This is a genomic window from Mesorhizobium sp. WSM4871 (assembly GCF_055811295.1).
In genome coordinates this window covers 118,301-142,753 of record NZ_JBVVPU010000006.1, presented here as the reverse complement: position 1 = coordinate 142,753, position 24,453 = coordinate 118,301, and the positions used below count along the sequence as shown (strand labels likewise).

27 protein-coding genes and 1 pseudogene are annotated in these 24,453 nt (G+C 63.4%); 15 read left to right on the top strand and 13 right to left on the bottom strand.

The genetic code is table 11. The features are described from left to right. Window positions 1–62 precede the first annotated feature (62 nt). From AC0L2H_RS14435 to AC0L2H_RS14420, 4 genes are all read left to right on the top strand, one after another. Window positions 63–299, top strand: a complete 237-nt coding sequence (locus tag AC0L2H_RS14435) for a hypothetical protein (RefSeq protein ID WP_473590848.1) — start codon at window positions 63–65, stop codon at window positions 297–299. A 155-nt stretch (window positions 300–454) separates the two neighbouring features. Continuing rightward, entirely contained in the window at window positions 455–892 is a 438-nt protein-coding gene (parS, locus tag AC0L2H_RS14430) for a type II RES/Xre toxin-antitoxin system antitoxin (RefSeq protein WP_473590847.1), read from the top strand. Beyond that, entirely contained in the window at window positions 892–1,353 is a 462-nt protein-coding gene (locus AC0L2H_RS14425; RefSeq protein WP_473590846.1) for an RES family NAD+ phosphorylase, read from the top strand. Before parS ends, AC0L2H_RS14425 begins: the two co-directional genes overlap by 1 nt. A 349-nt stretch (window positions 1,354–1,702) precedes the next feature. Continuing rightward, on the top strand, window positions 1,703–2,812 hold the full coding sequence (locus AC0L2H_RS14420) for a glycoside hydrolase family 25 protein (RefSeq protein ID WP_473591054.1): 1,110 nt from the start codon (window positions 1,703–1,705) through the stop codon (window positions 2,810–2,812). 71 nt (window positions 2,813–2,883) lie between these two features. On the opposite strand, the pseudogene AC0L2H_RS14415 reads toward AC0L2H_RS14420, so the two are convergent. The 3 genes and pseudogenes from AC0L2H_RS14415 to AC0L2H_RS14405 form a co-directional block, all read right to left on the bottom strand. Beyond that, a pseudogene (locus AC0L2H_RS14415) lies at window positions 2,884–3,027 on the bottom strand (helix-turn-helix domain-containing protein); the annotation flags it as partial. Window positions 3,028–3,148: 121 nt separating this feature from the next. Continuing rightward, the gene (gene purD, locus AC0L2H_RS14410; RefSeq protein ID WP_473590845.1) at window positions 3,149–4,429 is read right to left on the bottom strand and encodes a phosphoribosylamine--glycine ligase; all 1,281 of its coding nucleotides are present in this window, start codon (window positions 4,427–4,429) and stop codon (window positions 3,149–3,151) included. A gap of 131 nt (window positions 4,430–4,560) precedes the next feature. Beyond that, window positions 4,561–5,358: a phytanoyl-CoA dioxygenase family protein gene (locus tag AC0L2H_RS14405; RefSeq protein WP_473590844.1), complete on the bottom strand. Its 798-nt coding sequence runs from the start codon at window positions 5,356–5,358 to the stop codon at window positions 4,561–4,563. A gap of 180 nt (window positions 5,359–5,538) precedes the next feature. On the opposite strand from AC0L2H_RS14405, the gene ubiA reads away from it, so the two are divergent. The 3 genes from ubiA to AC0L2H_RS14390 all read left to right on the top strand — a co-directional run bounded on the left by ubiA (window position 5,539) and on the right by AC0L2H_RS14390 (window position 7,223). Then, window positions 5,539–6,522, top strand: coding sequence for a 4-hydroxybenzoate octaprenyltransferase (ubiA, locus tag AC0L2H_RS14400; protein ID WP_473590843.1), 984 nt, complete (start codon window positions 5,539–5,541; stop codon window positions 6,520–6,522). 261 nt (window positions 6,523–6,783) lie between these two features. Next, window positions 6,784–7,011 carry a hypothetical protein gene (locus AC0L2H_RS14395; protein WP_473590842.1) on the top strand — a complete coding sequence of 76 codons (228 nt, stop codon included), beginning with the start codon at window positions 6,784–6,786 and terminating at the stop codon, window positions 7,009–7,011. Beyond that, window positions 7,011–7,223: a hypothetical protein gene (locus AC0L2H_RS14390; RefSeq protein WP_473590841.1), complete on the top strand. Its 213-nt coding sequence runs from the start codon at window positions 7,011–7,013 to the stop codon at window positions 7,221–7,223. Before AC0L2H_RS14395 ends, AC0L2H_RS14390 begins: the two co-directional genes overlap by 1 nt. Before the next feature lie 134 nt (window positions 7,224–7,357). Here AC0L2H_RS14390 and AC0L2H_RS14385 read toward each other — a convergent pair whose 3' ends face one another. The 3 genes from AC0L2H_RS14385 to AC0L2H_RS14375 form a co-directional block, all read right to left on the bottom strand. Beyond that, window positions 7,358–7,930, bottom strand: coding sequence for a DUF6101 family protein (locus AC0L2H_RS14385; RefSeq protein ID WP_473590840.1), 573 nt, complete (start codon window positions 7,928–7,930; stop codon window positions 7,358–7,360). A 184-nt stretch (window positions 7,931–8,114) separates the two neighbouring features. After that, complete coding sequence (locus AC0L2H_RS14380) at window positions 8,115–9,545, bottom strand: FAD-binding oxidoreductase (protein ID WP_473590839.1); 1,431 nt, start codon at window positions 9,543–9,545, stop codon at window positions 8,115–8,117. Between the two features lie 9 nt (window positions 9,546–9,554). Further along, window positions 9,555–10,565, bottom strand: a complete 1,011-nt coding sequence (locus AC0L2H_RS14375; RefSeq protein WP_473590838.1) for an L-threonylcarbamoyladenylate synthase — start codon at window positions 10,563–10,565, stop codon at window positions 9,555–9,557. A gap of 161 nt (window positions 10,566–10,726) precedes the next feature. Here AC0L2H_RS14375 and AC0L2H_RS14370 point away from each other — a divergent pair, with 161 nt between their 5' ends. Continuing rightward, window positions 10,727–11,164, top strand: coding sequence for a hypothetical protein (locus tag AC0L2H_RS14370; protein WP_473590837.1), 438 nt, complete (start codon window positions 10,727–10,729; stop codon window positions 11,162–11,164). An 18-nt stretch (window positions 11,165–11,182) separates the two neighbouring features. Here AC0L2H_RS14370 and AC0L2H_RS14365 read toward each other — a convergent pair whose 3' ends face one another. The 3 genes from AC0L2H_RS14365 to AC0L2H_RS14355 form a co-directional block, all read right to left on the bottom strand. Continuing rightward, window positions 11,183–11,704, bottom strand: a complete 522-nt coding sequence (locus AC0L2H_RS14365; RefSeq protein ID WP_473590836.1) for a hypothetical protein — start codon at window positions 11,702–11,704, stop codon at window positions 11,183–11,185. Window positions 11,705–11,884: 180 nt separating this feature from the next. After that, window positions 11,885–12,199 (bottom strand): ATPase (modular protein), encoded by a 315-nt coding sequence (locus tag AC0L2H_RS14360; RefSeq protein WP_473590835.1) that lies wholly within the window; start codon window positions 12,197–12,199, stop codon window positions 11,885–11,887. Window positions 12,200–12,307: 108 nt separating this feature from the next. Next, the gene (locus AC0L2H_RS14355; RefSeq protein WP_473590834.1) at window positions 12,308–14,926 is read right to left on the bottom strand and encodes a glycine--tRNA ligase subunit beta; all 2,619 of its coding nucleotides are present in this window, start codon (window positions 14,924–14,926) and stop codon (window positions 12,308–12,310) included. A 226-nt stretch (window positions 14,927–15,152) separates the two neighbouring features. Here AC0L2H_RS14355 and AC0L2H_RS14350 point away from each other — a divergent pair, with 226 nt between their 5' ends. After that, window positions 15,153–15,341, top strand: a complete 189-nt coding sequence (locus tag AC0L2H_RS14350) for a hypothetical protein (RefSeq protein WP_107650070.1) — start codon at window positions 15,153–15,155, stop codon at window positions 15,339–15,341. Here AC0L2H_RS14350 and AC0L2H_RS14345 read toward each other — a convergent pair. After that, entirely contained in the window at window positions 15,302–15,997 is a 696-nt protein-coding gene (locus tag AC0L2H_RS14345; RefSeq protein WP_473590833.1) for a DUF4328 domain-containing protein, read from the bottom strand. The two genes, AC0L2H_RS14350 and AC0L2H_RS14345, sit on opposite strands and share 40 nt — an antisense overlap. An 87-nt stretch (window positions 15,998–16,084) precedes the next feature. Beyond that, entirely contained in the window at window positions 16,085–17,029 is a 945-nt protein-coding gene (locus AC0L2H_RS14340; RefSeq protein WP_473591053.1) for a glycine--tRNA ligase subunit alpha, read from the bottom strand. A 186-nt stretch (window positions 17,030–17,215) separates the two neighbouring features. On the opposite strand from AC0L2H_RS14340, the gene AC0L2H_RS14335 reads away from it, so the two are divergent. Next, the gene (locus AC0L2H_RS14335) at window positions 17,216–17,677 is read left to right on the top strand and encodes a GNAT family N-acetyltransferase (RefSeq protein WP_473590832.1); all 462 of its coding nucleotides are present in this window, start codon (window positions 17,216–17,218) and stop codon (window positions 17,675–17,677) included. 52 nt (window positions 17,678–17,729) lie between these two features. Here AC0L2H_RS14335 and AC0L2H_RS14330 read toward each other — a convergent pair whose 3' ends face one another. Further along, entirely contained in the window at window positions 17,730–19,505 is a 1,776-nt protein-coding gene (locus AC0L2H_RS14330) for a tetratricopeptide repeat protein (RefSeq protein ID WP_473591052.1), read from the bottom strand. A gap of 310 nt (window positions 19,506–19,815) precedes the next feature. On the opposite strand from AC0L2H_RS14330, the gene AC0L2H_RS14325 reads away from it, so the two are divergent. After that, window positions 19,816–20,916: a helix-turn-helix transcriptional regulator gene (locus AC0L2H_RS14325; RefSeq protein ID WP_473590831.1), complete on the top strand. Its 1,101-nt coding sequence runs from the start codon at window positions 19,816–19,818 to the stop codon at window positions 20,914–20,916. A 51-nt stretch (window positions 20,917–20,967) separates the two neighbouring features. Here AC0L2H_RS14325 and AC0L2H_RS14320 read toward each other — a convergent pair whose 3' ends face one another. After that, a complete protein-coding gene (locus AC0L2H_RS14320) occupies window positions 20,968–21,984 on the bottom strand; it encodes a polyprenyl synthetase family protein (RefSeq protein ID WP_473590830.1) in 1,017 nt (338 codons plus the stop codon). Window positions 21,985–22,144: 160 nt separating this feature from the next. Between AC0L2H_RS14320 and AC0L2H_RS14315 the strand changes: the two genes are divergently transcribed. The 4 genes from AC0L2H_RS14315 to AC0L2H_RS14300 all read left to right on the top strand — a co-directional run bounded on the left by AC0L2H_RS14315 (window position 22,145) and on the right by AC0L2H_RS14300 (window position 24,440). After that, window positions 22,145–22,369, top strand: coding sequence for a putative signal transducing protein (locus AC0L2H_RS14315; RefSeq protein WP_473590829.1), 225 nt, complete (start codon window positions 22,145–22,147; stop codon window positions 22,367–22,369). Then, window positions 22,369–23,169, top strand: coding sequence for a tRNA1(Val) (adenine(37)-N6)-methyltransferase (locus AC0L2H_RS14310; protein ID WP_473590828.1), 801 nt, complete (start codon window positions 22,369–22,371; stop codon window positions 23,167–23,169). The genes AC0L2H_RS14315 and AC0L2H_RS14310 overlap by 1 nt, the downstream gene beginning before the upstream one ends. A gap of 139 nt (window positions 23,170–23,308) precedes the next feature. Further along, on the top strand, window positions 23,309–24,172 hold the full coding sequence (locus AC0L2H_RS14305; RefSeq protein ID WP_473590827.1) for a S49 family peptidase: 864 nt from the start codon (window positions 23,309–23,311) through the stop codon (window positions 24,170–24,172). Window positions 24,173–24,254: 82 nt separating this feature from the next. Continuing rightward, window positions 24,255–24,440, top strand: coding sequence for a hypothetical protein (locus tag AC0L2H_RS14300; protein WP_107650076.1), 186 nt, complete (start codon window positions 24,255–24,257; stop codon window positions 24,438–24,440). Window positions 24,441–24,453 lie beyond the last annotated feature (13 nt).

Below are 24,453 nucleotides of genomic sequence, written 5' to 3'. Positions count from 1 at the left end.
GTTAAATTTGCCAAAGTCGGATCAAGTTCGTCCGGCGCAAGACCCTGGATCGGAACCGCGCCATGCTGGCCAGACCTGACGCCTATCGCTGCATCGAATGCGGCCTGCCCTATCGGTCGACAGGCTTTTCCTATCATAAGAGCATGATCGAAAACGGCGCCGCCTACTGGTCGGACCGTGGCATCTTGTGTTCGCCGCGCTGTTCGCTGGCCCATCATCGCAAACGCGCGGCCGAGGGGACGCTGCCGCAAGCGCCGGCGCCCGACCCGTTCGAAATCCAGCCGATTTCGCGCCGTTGATCCGTCGGCCAGCGATCGTATTGGCTATGAGAAAGTGTCTTGGTTTCAAATCCAGAGTTGGGTGTTCGTCGATCGCTCCGGACATCGAACCTTGCAGAACGGCAATATGCCACCTATATCTACGGCAGATTGCCAAACATGCAAAAGGGGTGGCCATGTCCATTGCCATTGTCGAGGAGGTTGCACGCAAGCTCGGCGGCCAGGCGGTTCTTGGAGTGATCGTTCGGTCGCAGGCCGATCTGGCGCTCGCCGTTCGTAACCGCCTGCCGCTGGCAACGCTCAGAGGGCTGGCGCTTGCGGGGCTGAGCGATCAGGAGATCGAGAGATTCGTGATCCCCCAGCGGACCCGCCGACACCGCGCCAACAAGCACCAGCCGCTGACGATCGACGAATCCGATCGGGCCGTCCGACTCCTGCGGGTCCAGTCGCTGGCGGAAGATACCTTTGGCGACAAGGACAAGGCCAATCGCTGGCTACGCCGGCCCCTCACCGAACTTACCGGCGAGATGCCTCTGGAGGTTGCCCAGACCGAGGCGGGCGCCCGCGTCATCGAAACCATTCTCGGCAAGATCGCCTGGGGCGCCGCCGCCTGATGCTGCTGTGGCGCCTGTCAGGCAGGCAGCACGCCCAGGCGCTTGACGGCGGCTATGGCCTGCTTTTTGACGGCAGATGGAACTCGATGGGACATGCGGTCACCTATTGCGCGACCTCTCCCTCCCTCTGTGTCCTGGAGAAACTCGTTCACATCGAGGACCCGGCCCTGCTTCCCGAGCTTGTCATGGTCACTTACGATGTTCCAGATACCCTCGGCGTCGAGACCGTTGGTCTTGATGATCTTCCGCCGAACTGGCGCCGTCAGGAGGCATGGACACAGCAACGAGGTGATGCCTGGCATCAGGCGCGCTCGACGCCATTGCTCCGCGTGCCGTCGGCAATTGTGCCGATCGTCCGTTCGCCTGATCTAAACATGGTTGTAAATCATAATCATTCCGCTGCGAGTGAGGTGAAGATCATTGCCGCCGAGCCATTCGTCCTCGATCCGCGGCTATTCTAGGTTGAGACGCTATCAGGAGCCGCCAAGTCAGGGGGCCAGCCAACGTTGGGCTGTGCATTCCGACGTTCGACCGCTAACGCCGGAAAGGCCGCGCTTCAGAGCCGCCCGCTATCGCTGTTCCTGCCCATAGCGACAGCGTTGAAGCTATTTGGCTGATAATCATGCTCGTCGTTTTGCCTCAAGGTGCCACAATGATCCTTTCGCCAATTCCAGTTCAGCCTCTTGCGGACCCGAAGCATTTCCTTAACCATGGCGGTTCAGGATCGGCATTTGGTCAGCGGGGATTCCCTGTTTGAAACAGCCGGCGCACCCTCTTCGCCGTTTAGCGCTTCTTGCCATCACGGCGGCGATGGCGCTGACGCCGGCGGCAAGGGCCTCGGATTTCTCCGAGCCGTGGAAGAATGCCGACCGGGCACTGGTCATCGACGCCTACGAGTACAATCCCATCGACTGGGGCCAGCTTGCCACCGACAAACGGATCGTCGGCTTCATCAACAAGGCGTCCGATGGGATGCCGCCCTCCTATTCCTGTTTCGGCGACGAGACCGAGGCGCGGCTCTGCAAGACGCTGTGGAAGCGCTACGCGGTGGCGCAGGAGTTGTTCCAGACGCGCAAGGTGGTGGCCAAGGCGCTCGGCCTGAAATGGGGCGCCTATCACCTCGCCCGTCCAGGCAATCCGATCGGACAGGCCAACAACTTCATCGATTTCGCCCAACCCGATCCTGACGACCTGCTTGCCCTCGACATCGAGGACGACGATCCCACGCAATGGATGTCGCTCGAGGATGCCGAGGAATTCGTACGCCAGGTGCATCGGCGGATCGGCCGCTTTCCGGTGCTCTACACCAATGGCAACACCGCCCGGCACATTGCCGAAAACAGGTACAAGTACCGGCTGCTGTCGCGGCTGCCGCTCTGGTATGCGCGCTACAAGCCTGACATCGGCGTGCACTTTCCGATGGGCAACTGGCAAGGCTACGCGCTGTGGCAGTTTTCGGCGAAAGCGAATTGCGGCCGCTTCCGCTGCCCGTACCGGGTCGCCGGCACACCCACCGATATCGACGTCAATGTCGCGCCGATGGATGCCGCGACACTGCGCGCGCAATGGCCCTTTGGCGGCCTGATCGACATGCAGCCGGATTACCTGGCCTCGATACCAGTGCCTCTCTCGCGTGAGGCCGCGCTCGCGGGCAATGTCACCATCACCTACGCCACCGTGGCGACGCCGCCGAGCTTCGACGAGATGGTTTCCGTGTTCAGCGCTCGCTGGGCCAGATTCCGTGATAGCTTCCAGATGCCTGCGGTGGTGACGGCAGCGCCGCGTCAGCCGCGCGGGATCGCCGAGTATGTGGCCTGGACGCGGAAGGAAAAACGCGCCGCATACCCCTTTGAGGCCGCGCCTGCCACAGGCGATACGCTCAGCACCGCCTCGACCGAGTCCGATCGCGGCCTGCGCTGAAAGCTCTTGTTTTGTGCATGTCGTTATCGCAAAACCGCTTACACTTTTGCGCGACATGCACCCTCGCACGATCAACGGCGGCTTCCCATGCTGGCGTACATGCCAGTGGTGCGGAACTGGCTGGGCGTAATGCCGTAGCAGCGGCGAAAGACCTTCGAATAATTCGCATCCTCGAAGCCGCACATGATGGCGACTTCCTTCACCGGCAGGTTCTCGTAGCGCAGCCAGATATGGTCGCTGGTCGACGATCTGCTCGCCGCTCATGGCGACTGGCTGCCGGCTTGGGCGCGAGCGCACGCCAAGACCGAGGCGGCCTGATCGCCTGACAGGCTGGGATCAGGAGTCAGCTTTTTCGCGCGCCACGGCCTGCCAGCCGATGTCGCGGCGGCAGAAGCCTTGCGGCCAATCGATCCGGTCGAGCCCGGTGTAGGCCTTTTTCTGCGCTTCGCCGACGGTCCGGCCGAGCGCCGTGACGTTGAGCACGCGGCCGCCATTGGCGACCAGCGCGCCGCTGTTGATGGCCGTGCCGGCGTGGAAGATCTCGACGCCGTCACCAGTCGCCTCTTCGACGCCGCGAATGACCGAACCCTTTTCAGGCGTGCCGGGATAGCCCCTCGCCGCCATCACCACGGTCAGCGCTGCCTCATCGCGCCAGCGTATGGAGGTGTGGGAAAGCTGGCCGTCGACGGCGGCGTTGAGCAGCACCAGGAGATCGTCCTTCAGCCGCATCATCAGCACCTGGCATTCGGGATCGCCGAAGCGGGTGTTGTATTCGATCAGCTTCGGCCCCTTGTCCGTGATCATCAGCCCGGCAAACAGCACGCCGGAAAACGGCGCGCCTGTTTCAGCCATGCCGCGCATGGTCGGCTCGATGATCTCGCGCATGGTGCGGTCGATCATCTCCGGCGTCATCACCGGGGCTGGCGAATAGGCGCCCATGCCGCCGGTGTTCGGGCCGGTGTCACCGTCGCCGACACGCTTGTGATCCTGCGCGGTGCCGAACGGCAGCGCGGTGGTGCCATCACACAGGCAGAAGAAACTCGCCTCCTCGCCGGCGAGGAACTCCTCGACCACCACCTCCGCGCCGGCCTGCCCGAAGGAGCCGTCGAAACAGGCATCGAGCGCGGCCAGCGCTTCGGGCAGCGTCATGGCAACGGTGACGCCCTTGCCGGCCGCCAGCCCGTCGGCCTTGATGACGATCGGCGCGCCCATGGTCTGGACATAGACCCTGGCCGACGCCAGATCGTCGAAGCGGCCATAGGCAGCCGTCGGGATATCGTATTTGGCGCAGAGGTCCTTGGTGAACCCCTTGGAGCCTTCCAGCCGTGCTGCCGCCCTGGACGGACCGAAGACCCGGATGCCCGCGGCGCGCAAATCATCGGCAATGCCGGCGACCAGCGGCCCTTCCGGACCGACGACGACAAGATCGATTTTTTTCTCCTGGCAGAAGGCGGCGACCGCGGCATGATCGGCAATGTCGAGCTTGACCAGTTCGGCGTCGCGGCCGATGCCCGGATTGCCGGGTGCGGCATAGAGCTTGGTCAAGAGCGGCGAGGCCGCGATCTTCCAGGCCAGGGCATGTTCGCGGCCACCGGAGCCGATCAACAAAACGCGCATGCCCATGTTCCTTCATTCGACAACAGGGACTGCGCTATTGCGCCTCGCACGACTGGTCAAGACATTTGGGCAGCATGAGCGCGGTTGCGCACGGGAACGTCAGACATCAATCTTCGGTGAGCGCGGCGCGATCAGCTGCGAAAGACGACCGGGAACCAATCCTCGCGCAGTTTCTGTCCGGGCTTCATGTCGTGGCCTGGGTAAGGAGGAGAGGTGCGGCCGGGCCGCTCGACATAGCGCGCATCGTCGCCGACCCAGCGCAGCGACAGCGCGCGGCGCCGAGCCGCAGTCATGTTGCCGCGGGCGCCATGCGCGGTCCTAAAGTCGAACAGGATGGCGTCGCCCGGTTGCATTTCCCATTCGAGAACCTTCATGCCGGGATCCTGGTCGGGATCGGGCACCGGCAGATAGTCGCCCTCGGCGGCGTAGAAATTGCTGTCGTCGAGCCAGCGCACCGGCAGGATCATCTTTTCCCATTTGTGCGAGCCGGCAATCACGCGCAACGTCGCTTCCTTGACCGGATCGATCGGTATCCAGAAGCTGACCGTTTGCCGCCCGTCGACGAAGTAATAGGGGATGTCCTGATGCCATGGCGTCGGCTTCTGCGTGCCGGGTTCCTTGACCAGAACGTGATCATGGAAGAACTGCGCGGTGCGCGACTGCATCACCGCCGCAGCCAGTTCGGCCGCTGGTGATTCCCGTATCACCTTGACGAATTCGGGAATGCGCTCCCAGTTGCAATAGTCGTCGAAGAAACTGCCACGGCCATTGGCGATATCGGAAGCGGTGGCGCTGCGGTTCTCAATGTTGCGCTCGATGCCGGCGGCAATCGTGTCGACCCAATCGTGGAAAGCGCCGCGGATGCAGACGGCGCCATCGCGCTGATAGTCTTCTATGGTTTCGGCGTCGATCTGGTGCTGGGAGGCCATCGCGTTCTCCTACCGGGATGGCCAACTATTGCAGTCGTTGCACGACAGGTAAACATCGATCAGCAGCCGTTGAATGCGGCGCTGGCGCTCGTTGCGAGAGGATGGCCGTAACGATTTTTCACATCATGGCCGTTCGGCTTGACGCTTGACGGCTTTCATCGCTGCTGCCACTTCAGCGGGATGGAAAACATCCAATCGAAAGCAGCCCAGGGGCGCGTCGCCGATGCGCCGAGCGGCCATTGGGTCTATCGGGTGCTGCCGCGCTGGCTGTGGCCCTATGCGCAGCTTGCAAGGTGGGACCGGCCGATAGGCTGGCAGTTGCTGCTGTGGCCGTGCTGGTGGTCGGCAGCCCTTGCCGCGAGCGCCTATCCCCGCCCCTCGGATCCACTGCTGACGCTGTTGCCGGCGCCGTGGTATCTCCTGTTGTTCCTGATCGGCGCCATCGCCATGCGCGGCGCCGGCTGCACCTATAACGACGTGGTCGACGAGGACATCGACAACCAGGTGGAACGCACGCGTTCGCGGCCGCTGCCGGCGGGAAAGGTCACGCGCCGGCAGGCCTGGGCGTTTGTCGCCCTTCAGGCATTGGTCGGGCTGGCTGTGCTTTTGCAGTTCAACGACTTCGCCATCCCGCTCGGCATCGTCTCGCTCGTCATCGTTGCCATCTACCCATTCATGAAGCGATTCACCAACTGGCCGCAACTGGTTCTCGGCCTTGCCTTTTCCTGGGGTGCGCTGATGGGATGGGCGGTCGAGTTCGGCGATCTCGATGGCCCTGCCATCATGCTCTATATCGGCTCGATCCTGTGGGTGATCGGCTACGACACGATCTACGCGCATCAGGACAAGGAGGACGACGCCATCGTCGGCGTGCGCTCGACCGCGCGCCTGTTCGGCGACAACACCAAGACCTGGCTCGTGGGGCTCTATGGCGGCGCGCTGGCCTGCTTCGCCATCGCCTTCGCCTCGGCGCAGGCGCCGGTGCCGGCGCTGGCCGGGCTGATCGCCGCCGGCGCCCATATGGCGCGGCAGATCGCCAGGCTGGACATCGACGATCCGGACCAGTGCCTCAAGCTGTTCCAGTCGAACAACCAGGTCGGCTGGCTGATCTTTCTCGGCCTGATCGGCGGCGCGGTGTGGGTGGCGCTGAAGCCGCTCGTCTAGAGCCGGATGATTTCAGGTCAAGTCGACCTGAAATCTGAATCCGGCTCTAAATCAAAGAGATAGAGCATGATGTCGTCCGAAAACCGCTTCACGCTTTTCGGCATCATGCTCTAGCAGCGCGCGAAGATCCCATCAGCCGCACGCATCGACACATTCAGGCAGTTCACCAAGGGAACTGACCCTAGGCAGGCCGTGACGGGCAACCGAATCCAAGGTCTTGCGTTAATCAAGCAATCGGTGAACTAGCCTCAGGGCAGAAGGATGACTTACGACATTAAAATCCGCCATGCTCGTGACAGAGATCTCCTGTCCGGGAGCGAGCCTTATGTGATTGAGTGTTTCGCGCGGCAAAACGGCATCACGGCCGCTCAGGTGCACACCCTTATGAGGCGATATGGAAGCCGCCGTACGGTGCTCGAAGCCGCGGTGAAGCGCTTTGACCCCGCCCGGCTCGGTAAGCGCCAGCTGGCAAGGTGGGAGCGCAACTGATGCCTCAACTGGTGGTTTTCATAATCAAGAATCTTGCGACGGGAGCAATGATCGGGCTCTTTGTGGCAGGTTGGCTGATCGGTTATGGCTCCATCGCGGATCATTTGCCTTCAAGCGACAATAGTTACCTGGCGATCGGGACGGTGGCGTATTCGATGGCTTCCACGTTCGGCCTTGGCTTTCTGGCCACGGCGTTGTTGCTCTTGAAATAAGCGGCAGCGCCTTGCCTGGCGACAATCTTCTCGTGAGGATTTTCAGCTTGAGACAATGCCGCCCTGCTGGACCACGAGGCACTTCAGGGAAAAACAACCCGGACGCCGGTTGAATTGGAACTCATCGAAACCGTCTATTCGTCGCGCGAGATGATTTCCTCGCCGCCGATGACCAGCCTGAGGCCGAGGTCGCCGGCCCGACGGCGGGCGAGGAAACGCGGGCGGCGCGTGGTCGAGACGCGGCCCTTGCGGCGGTCCTGCGCCGGCAGCGTCTTGATGGCCGCGCCAAGCGATTCCTCCAGCGTGCGGGCAATGCCGTCCGCTTCGATCAACAGCATCGGCAGGCGATAGGCGTCGGCCCATGCGCGCCAGTCGGCGGCGACATCGTCGAGATCGTCGGCCACCAGCAGCGGCACCGACAGCATCGGATCATTGTGCAGGAGTTCAAGCGTCACCGTGACATTGCCATCCGTATCCTCCATCGCGCGGGCGGCGACGCCGCGAAACGCGTTGGCGGGCAGAGCGATGATCGCCGGCACGCCGCTCATCTCCAGCGTGCGGCGAATGACGGCGCCACGCTGGTCGATGGTGAAGGTAACGTCGCCATAGTCGTCGCGGGTAGCGTAGCTTGCCACCTGCGGCAGGCGGAATGGGTCGAGGCGCATATTGCACCCGGCCCAGACTGGCTTCAGTCCGGAGTTGTTCATAGATTGCCTTTCCCGTCTCTCCTGAGAGCCGGCTTGCGGTTCTCTCCGGGCCGGTTTGTCCAGCCTCGTTGTGGAGAAACATTAGCGCGCGCTTCTTACCGCTGCGCTTAAGAAAGTCAGTTAAATTTTGCTGATCGCAGGCGATGGTTATCGGAATGCCACCGGGCCCGCGCTCAGGAAAGGATCAGATAACCTTACCGGGGTTCATGATGCCGGCCGGATCGAAGGCGGCCTTCACCCGGCGCATCAGATCGATGGCCATCGGCGGCGCCGTGGCGATCAGTTCGTCCCGCTTCAGCTGGCCAATGCCGTGCTCGGCTGAGATCGAGCCGTGAAAGCCGCGCACGACATCGTGCACGGCCTTGTTCATGGCGTGGTAGAGACCGAGGAACGCCTCGTCATTGCCATCGACCGGCCGGGAGATGTTGTAGTGGAGATTGCCGTCGCCCATGTGGCCGAAGCAGACCACGCGGGCACCCGGGCTGACCGACTGCACGGCGCCAGCCGCCTTGTCGATGAAGGACGGGATGGAGGCCACCGGCACCGAGATGTCGTGCTTGATCGAGGCGCCCTCGGGCTTTTGCGCATCGGGCAGAACCTCACGGAAATTCCAGAAAGCGTCGCCCTGCGCGATGCTCGCCGCAATCACCGCATCGCCGACGATCTCCTGCTCGAGGCCTTCCGACAGCACCTCCTCGATCAGCGCCCGTGCATCCTCCGCGGAGCGCCCGGATGAGATCTGCATCAGCACATACCACGGCCAATCCTCGGCCAGTGGGCGCACCACACCTTGGGCATGCGCTAGCGTGAAATCGTGGGGCCGCTGGCCGATCAGCTCGAAGGCGGTGAGCGCGGCGCCGGCGCGGTCCATGGCCAGGCTGAACAGGGAGAGTGCCGCCTCAGGCGACGACATTCCGACAAAAGCCACTTCCCGCCCCTTCGGCTTGGGGAAGAGCTTGAGCACGGCGGCAGTGATGATGCCAAGCGTACCCTCGGCGCCGACGAACAGGTTCTTCAGATCGTAGCCGGTGTTGTCCTTCTTCAACTTGCGCAGATCGTCGAACACCTCGCCGGTCGGCAGCACCACTTCAACGCCGAGACAGAGCTCACGCGCATTGCCATAGGCAAGCACGCCGGTGCCGCCGGCATTGGAGGAGAGGTTGCCGCCGATCTGGCAGGAACCTTGCGCGGCGAGCGACAGCGGAAACAGCCGGTCGGCGGCATCGGCCGCCTCCTGCAAGGTCTGCAGGATGACGCCTGCCTCGACGGTGACCGTGTTGGACAAGACGTCGATCTCGCGGATGCGGTTCAGCCTGGACAGCGACAACACGATCTCGCGGCCGGAAGCATCCGGCACCTGTGCGCCGACCAGCCCGGTATTGCCGCTTTGCGGCACGATCGGCGTGCCGGTCTCGCTCGCCAGCCGCATGATGCGGCTAACCTCGTCGACGCTGCCGGGCCTCAGCACCAGCGCCGTCCTGCCATGCCACAGGCCGCGCCGCTCGCTGAGATAAGGCGCGATATCCTGCTGGTCGCGAAGCGCATATTTGTCGCCGACGATTGTCGCGAAGCGGTCTATGAGGGCGGCGTCGAGGTCTTGGGATATGTCGTTCATGGATGGAAACTATTGCCCTGTGTCGATCTTGTCACGCGTGACGGCGGCCCGGTCACGCGTGGCGGCCCGGTCACGAGGGGCGGCGGCGCGCGACAGCCGGTCATTGATCGCCTCGCCCAGCCCATCGAATGGGATAGGCTCGACAGCGATGGTCTTGGCGCCGCTGCGGTCGAGATCCTGCATATGGGCGAAAAGGTTGCTCGCCGCCTCGCGCAGGTCGCCTGATACCGACAGGTTGCGAAAGGCGACCGCACCTTGCCAGCCTTCGGCACGGCGGCCGCCAAAAGCCAGAAGAGCCTCGCCCTTGGCGATTTTCCCGGCGTTGACGCGCACCGCGGCGCCCGGGGCGTAGTGCGAGGCCAGCATGCCCGGCGCCTCGATGCCGGCGGCGCCGCGCAGCAGCGGCATGCCGGCGACTGCTTCGATGTCGCCGGCGGCAATACCGCCCGGCCTCAGCAGCCGCAATCTTGCGCCTTCAACCTTGACGATCGTCGATTCCAATCCAACCGGGGTCGCGCCGCCATCGACCACCAATTTGATCCTGGGGCCGAGATCGGCTGCCACGGCCTCTGCGGTCGTGGCGCTGATCTTGCCCGAGGAATTGGCGCTGGGCGCCGCGAGCGGCCGACCGAGCCTGGCGATCAGCTCGCCGCCAAATCCCCGGGGCATGCGCAGCGCGATCGTGTCGAGCCCCGCGGTGACCAGCGGATGAATGCCGTTGCCGGGGCGTTGCGGCAGCACCAGGGTCAGCGGCCCCGGCCAGAATGCCTGCGCCAGCCGTTTCGACAGCGGGTCGAACAGCGCAATGCGCTCGGCCATCGCCAGGTCGGCGACATGGGCGATCAGCGGGTTGAAGCGCGGCCGGCCCTTGGCCTCGAAGATGCGCGCCACGCCGACGCCATTGGTCGCGTCCGCGGCCAGCCCGTAGACGGTCTCCGTCGGAATGGCGACGACGTCGCCGCTTTCGAGCAGCGCCAGTGCCATTTCCATCGCATCGCCGACGGCGCGTATTTCAACCACGGTCGTTACCTCACAGATGCCGGCTGCGTAGTACGGCGGCGGCCGTGGGGCAAGTCCGGGCGTCAGCGAATCCTCGATCGCTAAAATGCCATGCTTCCCCGCAAGCCCGCGTCAATCGTCGCACAAGTATGGTGCCGGCTTCTTGGGCAAGGGGAATTGTCATGATCTCGGTGCGCATTCTTGGAGCGCTTGGTCTTATCCTGGCGGCGGGCGAAGCGCAGGCTTCATCCGTCATCATTCTCGGCGCACCGGCTTCGACGCCATCCGTCGTCAGGCCCGGCGCACCCGAGACGGCGACGACGGCCGCGAGCAAGGCCGGTAATTCGACGCCATCGGTCGTGGCACTCGGCGCAGCTTGGCCCGACGTCACCTATGAAAAGGTGGCGGCGATCCCGAACCAGCCCGGGCTAAAACGCGGTTTCATGCCAGGCCCGATGATCATTCGCGGCGGCATTGTCGGCGGCGACTTTTCCATACCAACGCCGACCACCGCCGCCGCAGCGGCGCCTCAAGCAGGGTCCGGCAACAAGACGGAAGCGGCGAACAGCCCGCCCGAGCCGCAACCGACACCCATCCCCGAGCCTGACCAGGCCAGATAGGTTCGAAGCGCTTCCGGCTCAAACGCCCGCAATCGCCAGGAGCCAGGCCAGGATATCGAACAACAGAAACAGCAGGGCAATCTGCAACGCCACCCGCAGCCGCTGGATAATTCGCCAGTTGCTGGCCATGTCCGCCTTGATGCGAAGGGCAAGCGCGCGGCGCATGGCCGACATCGTTGCCGGCCTGTCGCCATCGACATATTGATGGAGCAGTTCTTCGGGGTCGAAGCGGAATGTGTATTGGTGGTAGGGCCAAAGCATGAAGACGATCAGCCCGCCAATGCCGAACAGCAGAGCCACCGCGATCCAGTCCCAAAGACCGAGCCCATTGGCAAGGGCCGCGCCGCCGAGCAACGAGTTGGCGAATGCGGTGGCAAAGATAAGGCTGCCGGCGCGGGTGCTCATGTTCTCGACGAGGTTCTGCTGCTGCATAAGGCCTCGCACCGCCTCCTGATAGATGAACGCAAGACGCGGATCATCGTCGGCGAGACTGCTTGCGGCAGTTCCGTTGCTTTCTCCTCCACTCGGGCGTTCAGCCATAAGGGTGCTTCTCCAGCGCGGCAGGGATGCGCCAGCTTAGCTCAAATCCTTCGCCGTAAAAACACAAGAGCATTTTGCAGCCAGGTGCATTACCTGGCCGGCGCACGAATGCGACCAAAACAAATGAATAGAGCGGGATGCATGCATCCCGCTCGAGTGAATTCCGGCGCCTGATAAATATCAGGCCGCGACTTCTTCGTCCGCCTCGTCGGTGGATGCCTCGTCGGATTCGTCTTCGTCGTCGTCTTCTTCGTCAGCGACTTCGGCCTCGTCTTCGTCCTCATCGTCGTCCGAGAGGGTAGCGGCTTCTTCGTCGCCGTCCTCTTCCGATTCTTCGCTGTCTTCGTCGTCGCCGTCCTGCTCGTCGTCAGACAGGTCGGTTGCCTCGACCACCGCGGCGGCGGCCCGGTCGAGCGTCGTTTCGGAAGCGGAATCAAGCGCCTCGGCGGGGGCCGGGGTTTCTTCTGTCACTTCGATTTCGTGAGCGGAATTCATGGAAGCCTCCGTGGGGTTGGGGAACATGTCCTTTTGCCACGGAGAGATCATCGTCATATGACTGTAAGCCGGCTCGAACGGCCGGCTGGAAAGAAAATTCTGTTCGCTTTAGCCGGCGATCCTGGAGAAATCGGCGACCTGGTCGGTGGCTGCCCGGATGCGGGCGAGCAACGCCAGGCGATTGGCGCGGACGGCCTGATCCTCGTCGTTTACCAGCACTTGTTCAAAGAATGAATCAACCGGCTCGCGCAACACGCTAAGCGCCAGCATGGCGGCGGAAAAGTCTTCGTTTCGAATTGCTTCGCCGGCTTGCCTCTCAGCTTGATTCACCGCCGCAAACAGCGATTTCTCGGCCGCTTCCCGAAACAGCGCCGGCTCGACATGGTCGGCAATCGCCGTTTTCTTCTTCTCCTCGGCGGCCAGGATGTTTGCCGCACGCTTGGTGCCGGCAAGCAGGTTCTTGCCATCCTCGGTGTCGAGGAAGGAGCCGAGCGCTTCGACACGGCGGACGATTTGCAGGAGGTCGTCGTTCGGCGACTGGCCGATCTCCCCCCTTGTGGGGGAGATGCCCGGCAGGGCAGAGGGGGGTGCCTCGCGCCGAGATGCCGGCGGGACAGCACCCCCCTCTGTCGGCTTCGCCGACATCTCCCCCACAAGGGGGGAGATTGGCGCGCTTCCGCCGCCCGCCAGCACCGCGTCGATCAAATCGTGGCGGGCGCCTTGATCGCGGAGATAGACCTTCAGGCGGTCATGGAAGAAGGCGAGTAGGTCGAGCACTTCAGCGCCAACTTGCTTACCTCTGAATTCTCGCAACCCTCGTCCTATCGCCTCTCCTTGGGCGCTCTTCATTGATTGATGGATCGAAGGGACATGAGATTCTGCCACATCGACGATGCCTAGTTGAATCCGATTTTCGACCAGCATCCTCACGACACCTAGCGCCGCTCTCCGCAGCGCATAGGGATCCTTCGACCCCGTCGGCTTTTCGTCGATGGCCCAGAAGCCGACCAGCGTGTCCAACTTGTCGGCGAGCGCGACGGCAATCGACACCGGATCGGTCGGCACGCGGTCGGATGGGCCTTGCGGCTTGTAGTGTTCCTCAATTGCGGCGGCGACGGAGGGATGCTCGCCCTGCAGCAGCGCGTATTTGCGGCCCATGGCGCCTTGCAGTTCGGGGAATTCCCCGACCACTTCTGTGGTGAGATCGGCCTTGGCCAGCACAGCGGCGCGGCGCGCCAGCGCGGGAATCTCCCCCCTTGAGGGGGAGATGTCGCCGAAGGCGACAGAGGGGGTCGGTACGTTCTGGCGCGACTCCCCGTTTTGGACAGAGGATGCCGGCGCTCGGCGCGCGGCGACCCCCTCTGGCCTGCCGGCCATCTCCCCCTCAAGGGGGGAGATTGAACTCGCTACGATCGGCGCCAGTTCTTCCGCCAGCCGCATGATCCGCTCCACCCGCTCGCCCTGCGTGCCGAGCTTGGCATGGAACGTCACGTTGAGATGGTCGAGGCGGGCCATGCGCTGGTCGAGCGGTTTCTTGAGATCGAGCCCGAATTTTTCGGCCGATGCCTTGAGCTGGTCGAGATCAGGCAAATCGCCCTGGTCGGTCGTCCAGAAATAGAGCGCGTCGGAGAGGCGCGCGCGCACCACCTTGCCGTTGCCGTGCGCGATCTCCTTGCCGCCATCCTTCGCCTCGATATTGGCGGTCAGGATGAAGCGGTTGGAGAGCTGGCTAGTCTCCCCCCTTGAGGGGGAGATGGCCGGCAGGCCAGAGGGGGTCGCCGCTCCACGCGAGACGACCCCCTCTGTCGGCTTCGCCGACATCTCCCCCTCGAGGGGGGAGATCAGGCGCGATGTCACAAAACACTTCTGGTTGGCGCGGATGGTCAGCCGGATTACCTCGGCGGGTATCGCCAGGAAATCCTGCTCGAACTCGCCCATCAGCACGACCGGCCATTCGACCAGGCCCGAGACCTCTTCCAGCAATCCCTCGTCCTCGACCAGGTCGAGCCCGTTGGCGAAAGCCAGGTTCCTGGCGTCGGCAAGGATGATCTCCTTGCGCCGGTCAGCATCGAGCACGACCTTGGCCGTTTCCAGCTTGCTCACATAGTCGTCGAAGCGGCGCACGGTGATTTCGCCGGGCGCGAGGAAGCGATGGCCGTAGGTGACATTGCCCGAGCGGATGCCGTCGATCTCGAAATCGACCACCACCGGCTCCTCGGTCTCCGGGCCGAAGGTGCACAGGATCGATTGCAGCGGCCGCACCCAGCGCAATGAGCCCGGCTTCGCCGAAGCCGGCCCCCAGCGCATCGATTTCGGCCAGGGGAAATTGCGGATGATGCCGGGCACCAGTTCGGCGATGATGTCTTCCGCCGCCCTGCCCGGCCTGGAGATATGGGCGACATAGAAGTCGCCCTTCTTCGGATCGGCATGGACATGCGCCTCGGCAACCGAGGCAAGGCCGGCCTTGCGCAGAAAACCCTGGACAGCCTGCTCCGGCGCCTTGGTCGAGGGGCCCTTGATCTCCTCGTTGATGTCCTTGGAGCGCGCGGTCATGCCTCTGATATCGAGCGTGAGACGCCGCGGCGTCCAGTATTCGCGCGCCGCCTCGTAGATCAGGCCCGCCTCGACCAGACCGTCAGTCAGCATCTTCCTGAGATCGCCGGCAGCCTTGCGCTGCATGCGGGCGGGGATCTCCTCGGAGCGAAGTTCTAGAAGCAGGTCGGGCATTGATGGGGGCTCACGCGGCAAAATGGTCCGCGCGGGGCATAGCAACTCGGCTGGCCGCTGTCACCCTTCTGCGCAACATCGGAGCATCTGGCGGCGATTTCCGAAAAAATTCGATGGACTGTCGGGCCGAGGCAAACCCGCTCGTCCTTGGGTCAAAGATTTCCATGAACCGAACGCAGCGCTGAAGCGACCCACGCTCAGGCAGAGAACTATTGGCTGAACGACCATGAAAACGGCATCGACATTCCTGCAGATCCTGGCGCTCAGCGCCTGCTTTGCCGCGCAGGTGCATGGCACGTTCGCGATGCCGGGCGTCAGGCAGGCGCTGCGGACGATCGATGGCGCGAGCGGTCAGGGCATGTTTGCCGCGGCGCTCTACACCGTGTCGCCGGCGGCCAGCCCGGCGCTGTCCTGAGCCCGCAAGGCGGACGCAGCCGGCCACGCGGTCTGCCGACGATAAATCTCCTTCACGACCTCCAGGAAGAGCAGGCTCAGCACAATGCCTGCGACATCGGCCGCGATGAGCGCAATCGAGGCATTCTTCAGCTCCGGAAGCTCCTCCGCATTCATGGTGAGCTTGAAGGACAGGCGGCCGAGCACATTGGCCACCAGCCAGGCGAACCACCAGCCAGGCAGCGATCCCGAGGTTTCGTCCGATTTCCAGTCCGGCGACCCGGTGCTCGCGCGCCAGATCTCGGACATCGCCTGGTAGGGTTTCCACAGATTGGCGATCGGAATGAAGTACCAGCCGATCGCCCAGCCGGGCGTGAATTCCATGTCCTTGGCGCCAAGCAGCCTCACGTTTTTGTTGGCGAGCCTGATCCACGCCAGAATGGTGACGGCCTGAGCCACATATAGAACGAGCTGAATGATACCGATCGCGCCCTGCCTCAAATCGTTCCGGTTGGCCGCTGCCGCGAGGTCGTAGTCATAGCTGCCGCTCTCGATGTCGCTGAGCAGCCAAAGCTCGGACAAGCCGGACACGACGGCAATCATGTCGACAAGGATGCCAATCCAGAGCAGCCTGACGACCCAGGTTGTGCTGATCGAAAGGTTTCGGAAAATGCCCACGTTAACCGCCCCCCGGCTTGCACGCGTTCACAACCTAAACGGGAAAAGAGGAAAATCAAGCGGGAAGGTTGATCATGTGCGACCTCTTCAGGCCGCCAACCCGCCGGCCTGCGTCAGCAGAAACGCCTCGCCGCAGGCCTTGGCCAGATTGCGCACCCGCAGGATGTAGCTTTGGCGCTCGGTGACAGAGATCACGCCGCGCGCATCGAGCAGGTTGAAGACGTGGCTGGCCTTGATGCACTGGTCATAGGCGGGAAACACCATGCGATGCATCGCAAGATTGTCGCTTGGCGCCGGCGCGCCGGCATCGAGCAGCGCCTTGCACTCGGCCTCGGCGTCGTCAAAGTGCCGCAGCAATATGGCCGTATCGGCGAATTCGAAATTGTGGCGCGAATATTCCTGCTCGGCCTGCAGGAAGACGTCGCCATAGGTCACCTTGTCGGCGCCCTCGCGGCCGTTGAAATTGAGGTCGTAGACATTGTCGACGCCCTGCACATACATGGCCAGCCGCTCCAGCCCGTAGGTTAACTCGCCCGCCACCGGCGCGCATTCGATGCCGCAGACCTGCTGGAAATAGGTGAACTGCGACACTTCCATGCCGTCGCACCAGCACTCCCAACCCAGTCCCCAGGCGCCCAGCGTCGGGCTTTCCCAATCGTCCTCGACGAAACGGATGTCGTGCAGCAGCGGATCGACGCCGATCGCCTTGAGCGAGCCTAGATAGAGCTCCTGCAGATTGGGCGGGTTCGGCTTCAGGATCACCTGATACTGGTAATAGTGCTGCAGCCGGTTCGGGTTCTCGCCGTAGCGTCCGTCCTTGGGCCGGCGCGAGGGCTGCACATAGGCCGCGTTCCAACGCTTGGGCCCGAGCGCGCGCAGCGTTGTCGCCGGGTGAAAGGTGCCGGCGCCGACTTCCATGTCGTAGGGCTGGAGGACGACGCAGCCATAATCCGCCCAGTAATTGTGCAAGGTCAGGATCAGCCCCTGGAACGAGCGGCTGGGATGCATATGGGCGGGAACGGCAACAGTCACGGCGGCCTCGACGGGAAAGGCGGGAATGCGGCCCTCCCTAGAGCGCCCACCGGCAAGCGTCAAGGCAAGGGGCCGGCCACAGCCGCCCTGAGGCGTGTTGTTTTGCAAGGTGCTGGCCTATTGCCGGCCAACGGTGGCTGCTGTCTCCTGCCCCGGCACCACGGTTCAGCGACAGCAGGTTTAGCAATGCCCGGTCCGATCACCATCCGCTCTGTCACGCGACAGGATTTCGACCAATGGCTGCCGCTATGGGATGGCTACAACGCATTCTACGGCCGCTCCGGCGCTACCGCTCTGCCAAAAGAAATCACCGATATGACCTGGTCTCGCTTCTTCGACGTCTATGAGCCGATGCATGCGCTCGTTGCCGAGACCGGAGGACAGCTTCTCGGCCTGGTGCACTATCTCTACCACCGCAGCACCACGTCGATCGCGCCGAATTGTTATTTGCAGGATCTTTTCACCACCGAGGCTTCGCGTGGAAGAGGGGTCGGCAGGTCTCTGATCGAAGGCGTTTACGACCGCGCCAAAGCCGACGGCTCGGGCCGGGTCTACTGGCTGACGCATGAAACCAATCACACGGCGATGAAGCTTTACGACAAGGTCGGAGAACGCTCCGGCTTTGGCGTCTATCGAAAGCTGTTCTGAAAACAGAAACGGGACCCGACTTCGAGCCCCGCATCATCGAATTCAGAAATGTTCAGCCCTTCGGCGCAGGCACGGGTCCGGGCTTCACCTTCGGGGTTTCCTGCGCCGTGTTGGATTCGATCGGCGGCAGGCCCTTCAAAAGCTTCTGCTGCACGGCGGCCAGCACATCCGGGTCCGGCTTCAGGTCGCGGGCCTGGTTCCACTGGAAGGTGGCTTCCAGCCTGCGGCCCACGCGCCAATAGGCGTCGCCGAGGTGATCGTTCAGCACCGGATCTTCCGGCTTCAGCGACACGGCCCGCTCCATCTCGCGCACCGCGTCGTCGAACCTGCCGAGGCGGTAATAGGCCCAACCCAGCGAATCGACGATGTAGCCGTCGCTCGGCCGGAGATCGACGGCCTTCTGGATCATCTGAAGGCCTTCCTTGAGGTTCATGTTCATGTCGACCCAGGAATAGCCGAGATAGTTCAGAACCTGCGGCTGGTCGGGGAACAATTCCAGCGCCTTGCGGAAATTCGGCTCGGCCTTCGGCCATTCCTTCAGCCGCTCATAGGCGATGCCGCGCTGGTAGAAGATGTTCCAGTTGGCGCCGGTCGGCGTCTTCAGCACCTCCACCGCCTTGTCGTAGAGATTGGCCGCGGAGCGGAAATCCTCCTTGGCGGCGTAGACGCCGCCGAGCGCCAGATAGGCGCGCATGTCGTCGGGATGCGCGTCGACGAGTGCCTTCAGGTGGGTGACCGCCTCGTCTTGGCGGTCGAGGTCGGCAAGGTTGAGGCCGAGCTGCAGCTCCGAAAGCTCCTTCAGCGGCGAACTGTCGGGAATGCGGCGATACAAGGCAATGGCGCCTTCGCCGTCCTTCAATTGCTCGGCGACAGCGGCAAGCTGGACAAGGGCCGCATCGCTGTCGGGCTTCAGCGCCAGGGCGTATTGCAGATAGAGGCGCACGAACGGCTCGCCGCCGCCGCGATTGAGCGCGGTGGCGAGATCGAGCAGGATTTCCGCGGCGCCGTCCGACGGGCCGGCAACAAAGGGTTCGACCTTCTCGCCCTTGGTGATCTTGTCGCGAAGGGCCGATATCTCAACCTTGCCGGGCGCGAACGTCTCGGCCTGGTCGAGAACGGAAAGCGCCTTGGCCTTGTCGCCCTTGCGGGCGAGGAAGGAGGCGTAGGCCTGCGCGTTGCGCAGCCATGTCTCGGGCGCGGCACCGCCGGCCGTGGTGTCAGCCAAGGTCGCGGCATAGAGTTCATCGGCCTTTTCGGGCAAGCCGGAGGCGTCGGCGATCAGCGCGCGATGGTAGGATTTGAACAGGCCGAACCAGTCAGGCCCCTGCAGCTTGTCGACAAAGGCCAAGGCATCTTTGCTGTCACCGGCGCCCTGCTTGGCCCAACCGGTCATGATGCCGGAGATCAGCCGGTCGAGATCGGATTCGAGCGAAAGCTTGAGCCAGTACTCAGCCTTGGAGAAATCCTTCTTGTGGAAAGAACCGACGGCGAGCGCCAGGCGCGAGAACCGCTCGACATCGGTAACGGTCTTGAGCTTGTCGGCATAGACCAGGGATTCGTCGAAGCGTCCCTGCGCGATCAGCGACAGCATCAGGCTCTGCTGCAACGAGGTGTCGCCGGGATCGAAGGCGAGCGCCTGCTTGTAATAGGTGATGGCGCTGTCGAGATCGTTGTCGCCTTCGGCGACCCGCGCGGCGAGATAAGCGCCCGAGAAGGATGTGATCTTGACCGGTTCGGTGGTCTGTTTGGCATAGGCCGGCAGATCGGACACCGCCATAGCCGTCACAATTGCCAGCCCTGCCAGCCAGCGCGCACATCCTTGCCGCATCATATTCCTTTCAGCCTGGGGCTCCCGCATCAGCGGGCTCACCATAGACTCGATCTTTTCCGGGCAAAGCATGGCCTTTTTTGGGTCAAGCATCAATCCGGCCCGAATTCACAATCGGGTCATGCGATTAAGAAAGCATGCCGACAAGCGGATGCACCTCTTCAAATATCGCCCTGCGACCTACCAATGTGACGTTGCTCACTTCAATGCCTCCGATGTTCCCGTAAGCAGCAAGGGTTGAGAACTGCCGTCACGGAAACCACGCGTGGCGCGTGCAGACGGATGCGCTTGCTTCGCCGAGGAGGTGCCGATGCTGGAAATGCCGCGTAACGAGCAAGCCTTCGCCATTGTCGATTTGATCTACGAAGCGGCCTTCGCCGCCGAGATGTGGCCGGATGCGCTGGAAGCGGCCAGCGCGCTGTCGCGCTCGGCGGGCGGTGCGATTTTCGTGGTCAGCGATCATGCGCCGGTTCGCGCCATCGGCGAGGCGCATCTCCAGCCGTTGCTCGACGCGTTCATGGCGAAGGACAACCGGGCGCTTTCCCGGAGCGTCCAGCGCATGTTGAACACCCGGCCGGCAAGCTTCGCGCGGATCGACGAGTTCATGACCGGCGAAGAGAGCGAGCGCGATCCCATCTGCACATCCGCCAAAGCTTTCGGCGTCGGATCGCTCGTCTGCACGTCGATTTCCATGCCCGGTGGAGAGCTTTTCCTGTTTGTTTTCCTGCGCTGGCTGAAGGACGGCGATTACGATCAGGCCACGATCGATCTGTTGAACGGGCTGCGTCCGCATCTGGCACGCGCTGGCCTGATAGCCCAGCGCCTGGGTCTGGAGCGTGCAGGCACGGCCGTGTCCGTCCTCGGCGACATGGGATTGCCGGCCGCCGTCACGGGCGGATCGGGCCGCGTGCTGTTGGCCAACAGCCTCCTGGACGGGATGGCTGACGTTTTCCGATCCCTGGCTCATGGCGGCATGGCGCTTGCCGACGAACCGGCAAACGCGCTGTTCCAGCAGGCCGTCGTACAGAACAGGGATAACCGCGTTGTGCGTTCCGTCCCCGTTCCGGTCGTGCGGGAGCGGCCGGCGCTGATCGTTCACTTGTTGTCGTTGCGCCGCGCCGCGCACGATATTTTTTCGGGCGCCGAAATTCTGGTCGCTGCGACGACGGTAAGCGTTGACGCCACCATTGCGTCGCCGAGCATCCTTGCGGCCCTGTTCGACCTGACGCCGGCGGAAGCCCGGCTCGCCACCGCGCTTGCCTCGGGCCGTTCCACGCAGGAAGCGGCCATGGAAATCGGCATCGCCGTCAAATCGGCCCGCAGCTACCTCGAACGAATCTTCCGAAAGACCGGGACCAACCGCCAAAGCCAGCTCGTGGCGCTGCTGAAGAGCGCGCGGTCTTTTGTGTGATCCATAAGCTGTTCCGTCGAACCACGGATCCGCGGATGCCGCTCGGCTTACTCAGTTTATCCGGCTGATGCAGAAATCGATGACATCGATCAGCGCCGATTTCTGCGGTGTCGCCTCGAGCGGCGCCAGCGCATCGCGGGCGATCTCCCCGAAATGGCGGGCGCGCCCGATCGTGTCGGCGATCGCCCCGTGGCGGGTCATCAGGCCGATCGCCTTTTCCAGCCCGGCGTCATCGGTGACATTGTCCTCGATGGCGCGCTTCCAGAAGGTGCGTTCGGCCTTGGTGCCGCGCCGATAGGCGAGGATGACCGGCAGCGTCACCTTGCCCTCGCGAAAGTCGTCGCCGACATTCTTGCCCAGATCCTTGCTGGTGCCGCCATAATCCAGCGCATCGTCGATCAGCTGGAAGGCCAGGCCGAGATTCATGCCGTAGGAGCGCAGGGCCGCGCGATCGTTGCGCGTCGCCTGGGCGATGACGGGTCCGACCTCGGCGGCGGCCGAGAACAGCGCCGCGGTCTTGGCCTTGATGACGGCGAAATGCTCGTCCTCGGTGGTTTCGAGGTTTTTTGCGGCGGCAAGTTGCATCACCTCGCCCTCGGCGATGATCGAGGCGGCACTCGACAGGATGTCGAGCGCTTCCAGCGAACCGACATCGACCATCATGCGGAAAGCCTGACCCAGCAGGAAATCGCCGACCAGCACGCTTGCCTGGTTGCCCCAGATCATGCGGGCGGTCTTCTTGCCGCGCCGCATGCCGCTCTCGTCGACGACATCGTCGTGGAGAAGTGTCGCCGTGTGCATGAATTCGACCGATGTGGCGAGCTTGACATGGCCCTCGCCCGAATAGCCGAACATCTGGGCCGAGGCGAGCGTCAGCATCGGCCGCAGCCGCTTGCCGCCGGACGAGATCAGGTGGTTGGCGATCTCCGGGATCATCTCGACATCGGAACCGGCCTTCGACAGGATCAATTTGTTGACCCTTGCCATGTCGGCGGCCGTCAGATCGATGAGATCCTTGATGGACGCAACTTCCCGCTTCCCGTTTTCAATGTTGAGAACGACACCCACGACAAAACTCCCAACCTCATATGCACGACGGCACGCTGGTCCCTTGAAAAGACTCTAGGGCGCTACCCACCGGGGCGGCAAGAGGCGAATTGGCGCGGGGGCTCTGGCGCCTTGGTCCATCCACATTTACATGAACGCCGCAACCTGCGAGTTTCGTCCGATGATAGAGCTCATCCGCACCAACGATGCCGTGATCATCTCCTTTGTCGAATCGCTGATGCGCGACGCCGGCATCGGCTGTTTCGTGGCCGACCAGAACATGAGCGTGCTCGACGGGTCGATCGGCATCCTGCCCCGGCGCATCATGGTCGACGCCGATCAGGCCGACGTGGCGCGGCGCATCCTTACCGATGCCGGCATCGCCAACGAGATCCGCCTGACATAATGTCCGTATCGCGCGCCACCCTTGTCCGCGACACGCCGGCCCACACGGTCGATGCCTTCCATCGCGGGCGCTTCTGGCTGGTGCAGCCGAAACAGGCCGGCCATCGCGCCGGCATGGACGCGATGATGCTGGCCGCTTCGGTACCGTCCGCCTTTACTGGCCGGCTCGCCGATTTCGGCGCGGGCGCCGGCGCCGCGGGCCTTGCGGTGCTGTCGCGCTGCCCGGCGGCCGAGGTGGTGCTCGTCGAACGCTCGCCTGAAATGGCGGGTTTTGCCGCAACCACGCTCGCCCACCCCGGCAACGCCCATCTCGGTGACCGCGCCCGCGTGCTCGCCGCCGATGTCACGCTGTCGGGCCAGGCGCGGACGGCTGCCGGCCTTGCCGACAATTCCTTCGATTTCGTCATCATGAACCCACCCTTCAATGCCGCCGAGGATCGCGCCACGCCCGACCCGCTGAGAAAGGCGGCGCATGTGATGGAGGACGGACTGTTCGATCGCTGGATCCGAAGTGCCGCGGCGGTGCTCAGACCGCGCGGCGGTCTCGCCATCATTGCCCGGCCGGAGCAGCTCGGCGCCATTCTGGACGCGATGTCGCGCCGTTTCGGCGACGCCGAGATGCTGGCCGTCCACCCGCGCCCCAATGCGCAGGCAATCCGCATCGTCGTCAGGGCAACGCTCGGTGCGCGTGGAAAACTGTCGATCCGCCCGCCGCTGATGCTGCATGCGCAATCGGGCGACGGCCCGACGGAGCGGACCGAGATGATCAACAACGGACTGGCATCGCTGTTTGGCGATTGATTTTTGATTTGATGCATGTCGTTAACCCAAAACCGCGGCACACTTTTTGGGCGACATGCATTTTGCCGACCGGCGTCGCGGCATTGTCGTTGGCTGGCGAACCGCCTACATGCCTTCAGGCCAATTGACCGGAGATCCCGTGAAACGCCTCTTCAACCGCCTGCTGCCGAAATCCTGGCGCTCCAACGTCGTCGTCATTCCGGTCATCCGGCTGCACGGCACCATCATGGCCGGCGGCGGCCAGTTCCGGCCGAGCCTGTCGCTGGCTTCGACCGCAGGCCTGATCGAGAAGGCGTTCTCCTTCGCCGCACCCGCGGTCGCCATCTCGATCAATTCGCCGGGCGGCTCGCCGGTGCAGTCGCGGCTGATCTTCAGGCGCATTCGCGACCTGGCGAACGAGAAGAACAAAAAGGTTCTGGTCTTTGTCGAGGACGTCGCAGCCTCCGGCGGCTACATGATCGCGGTCGCCGGCGACGAGATCTTTGCCGACCCCTCCTCGATCGTCGGCTCGATCGGCGTGGTATCAGCCTCGTTCGGCTTTCCCGAGCTGATGAAGAAGATCGGCGTCGAGCGCCGCGTCCACACCGCCGGCCAGAACAAGGCCGTGCTCGACCCGTTCAAGCCCGAGAAGAAGGAGGATGTCGAGCGGCTGAAGGCGTTGCAGCTCGAGGTCCATGAGACCTTCATCGATCTCGTCAAGGAGCGGCGTGGCACCAGGCTCAAGGACGATCCCGACCTGTTCACCGGCCTGTTCTGGACCGGCAAGAAGGGACTGGAACTCGGCCTTGTCGACGCGCTCGGCGACATGCGCAGCGTGCTGAAGACCCGTTTCGGTACAAAGACCCAGCTCAAGCTGATCACGGCGCCGCGCGGCCTGTTCGGGCGGTTCGGCCTGTTCGGTTCGCGCCAGGGCTTTTCGGCGCCCGATATCGCCGCCGCTGCCGCCAGCGGCGTGATCGATGCGGCGGAACAGCGCGCGCTTTGGGCGCGCTTCGGGCTTTGAAAAACCGGCGGAAACGTCTAGCATAGTGCGTTGACCGACCCCATTGGCCGCGTTTGCCAGCCCTGCGAGGGAGGAGTTTGACATGCCACAGATCGTTTTCTTCGCCGCCGTCGGGGTGCTTGCCTATGTCGGTTACCGCTCCTTTGTCAGGGAGGCCCAGCGCGTGACGGCCAAGATACGGCGCACCGAAAAGCAGGCGGCAAACGGCACGATGGGAACGCTGGTCAAGGATCCGAAGACCGGCGAATACCGCCTGGCCAAGGACTGAAAATCATCTCCCT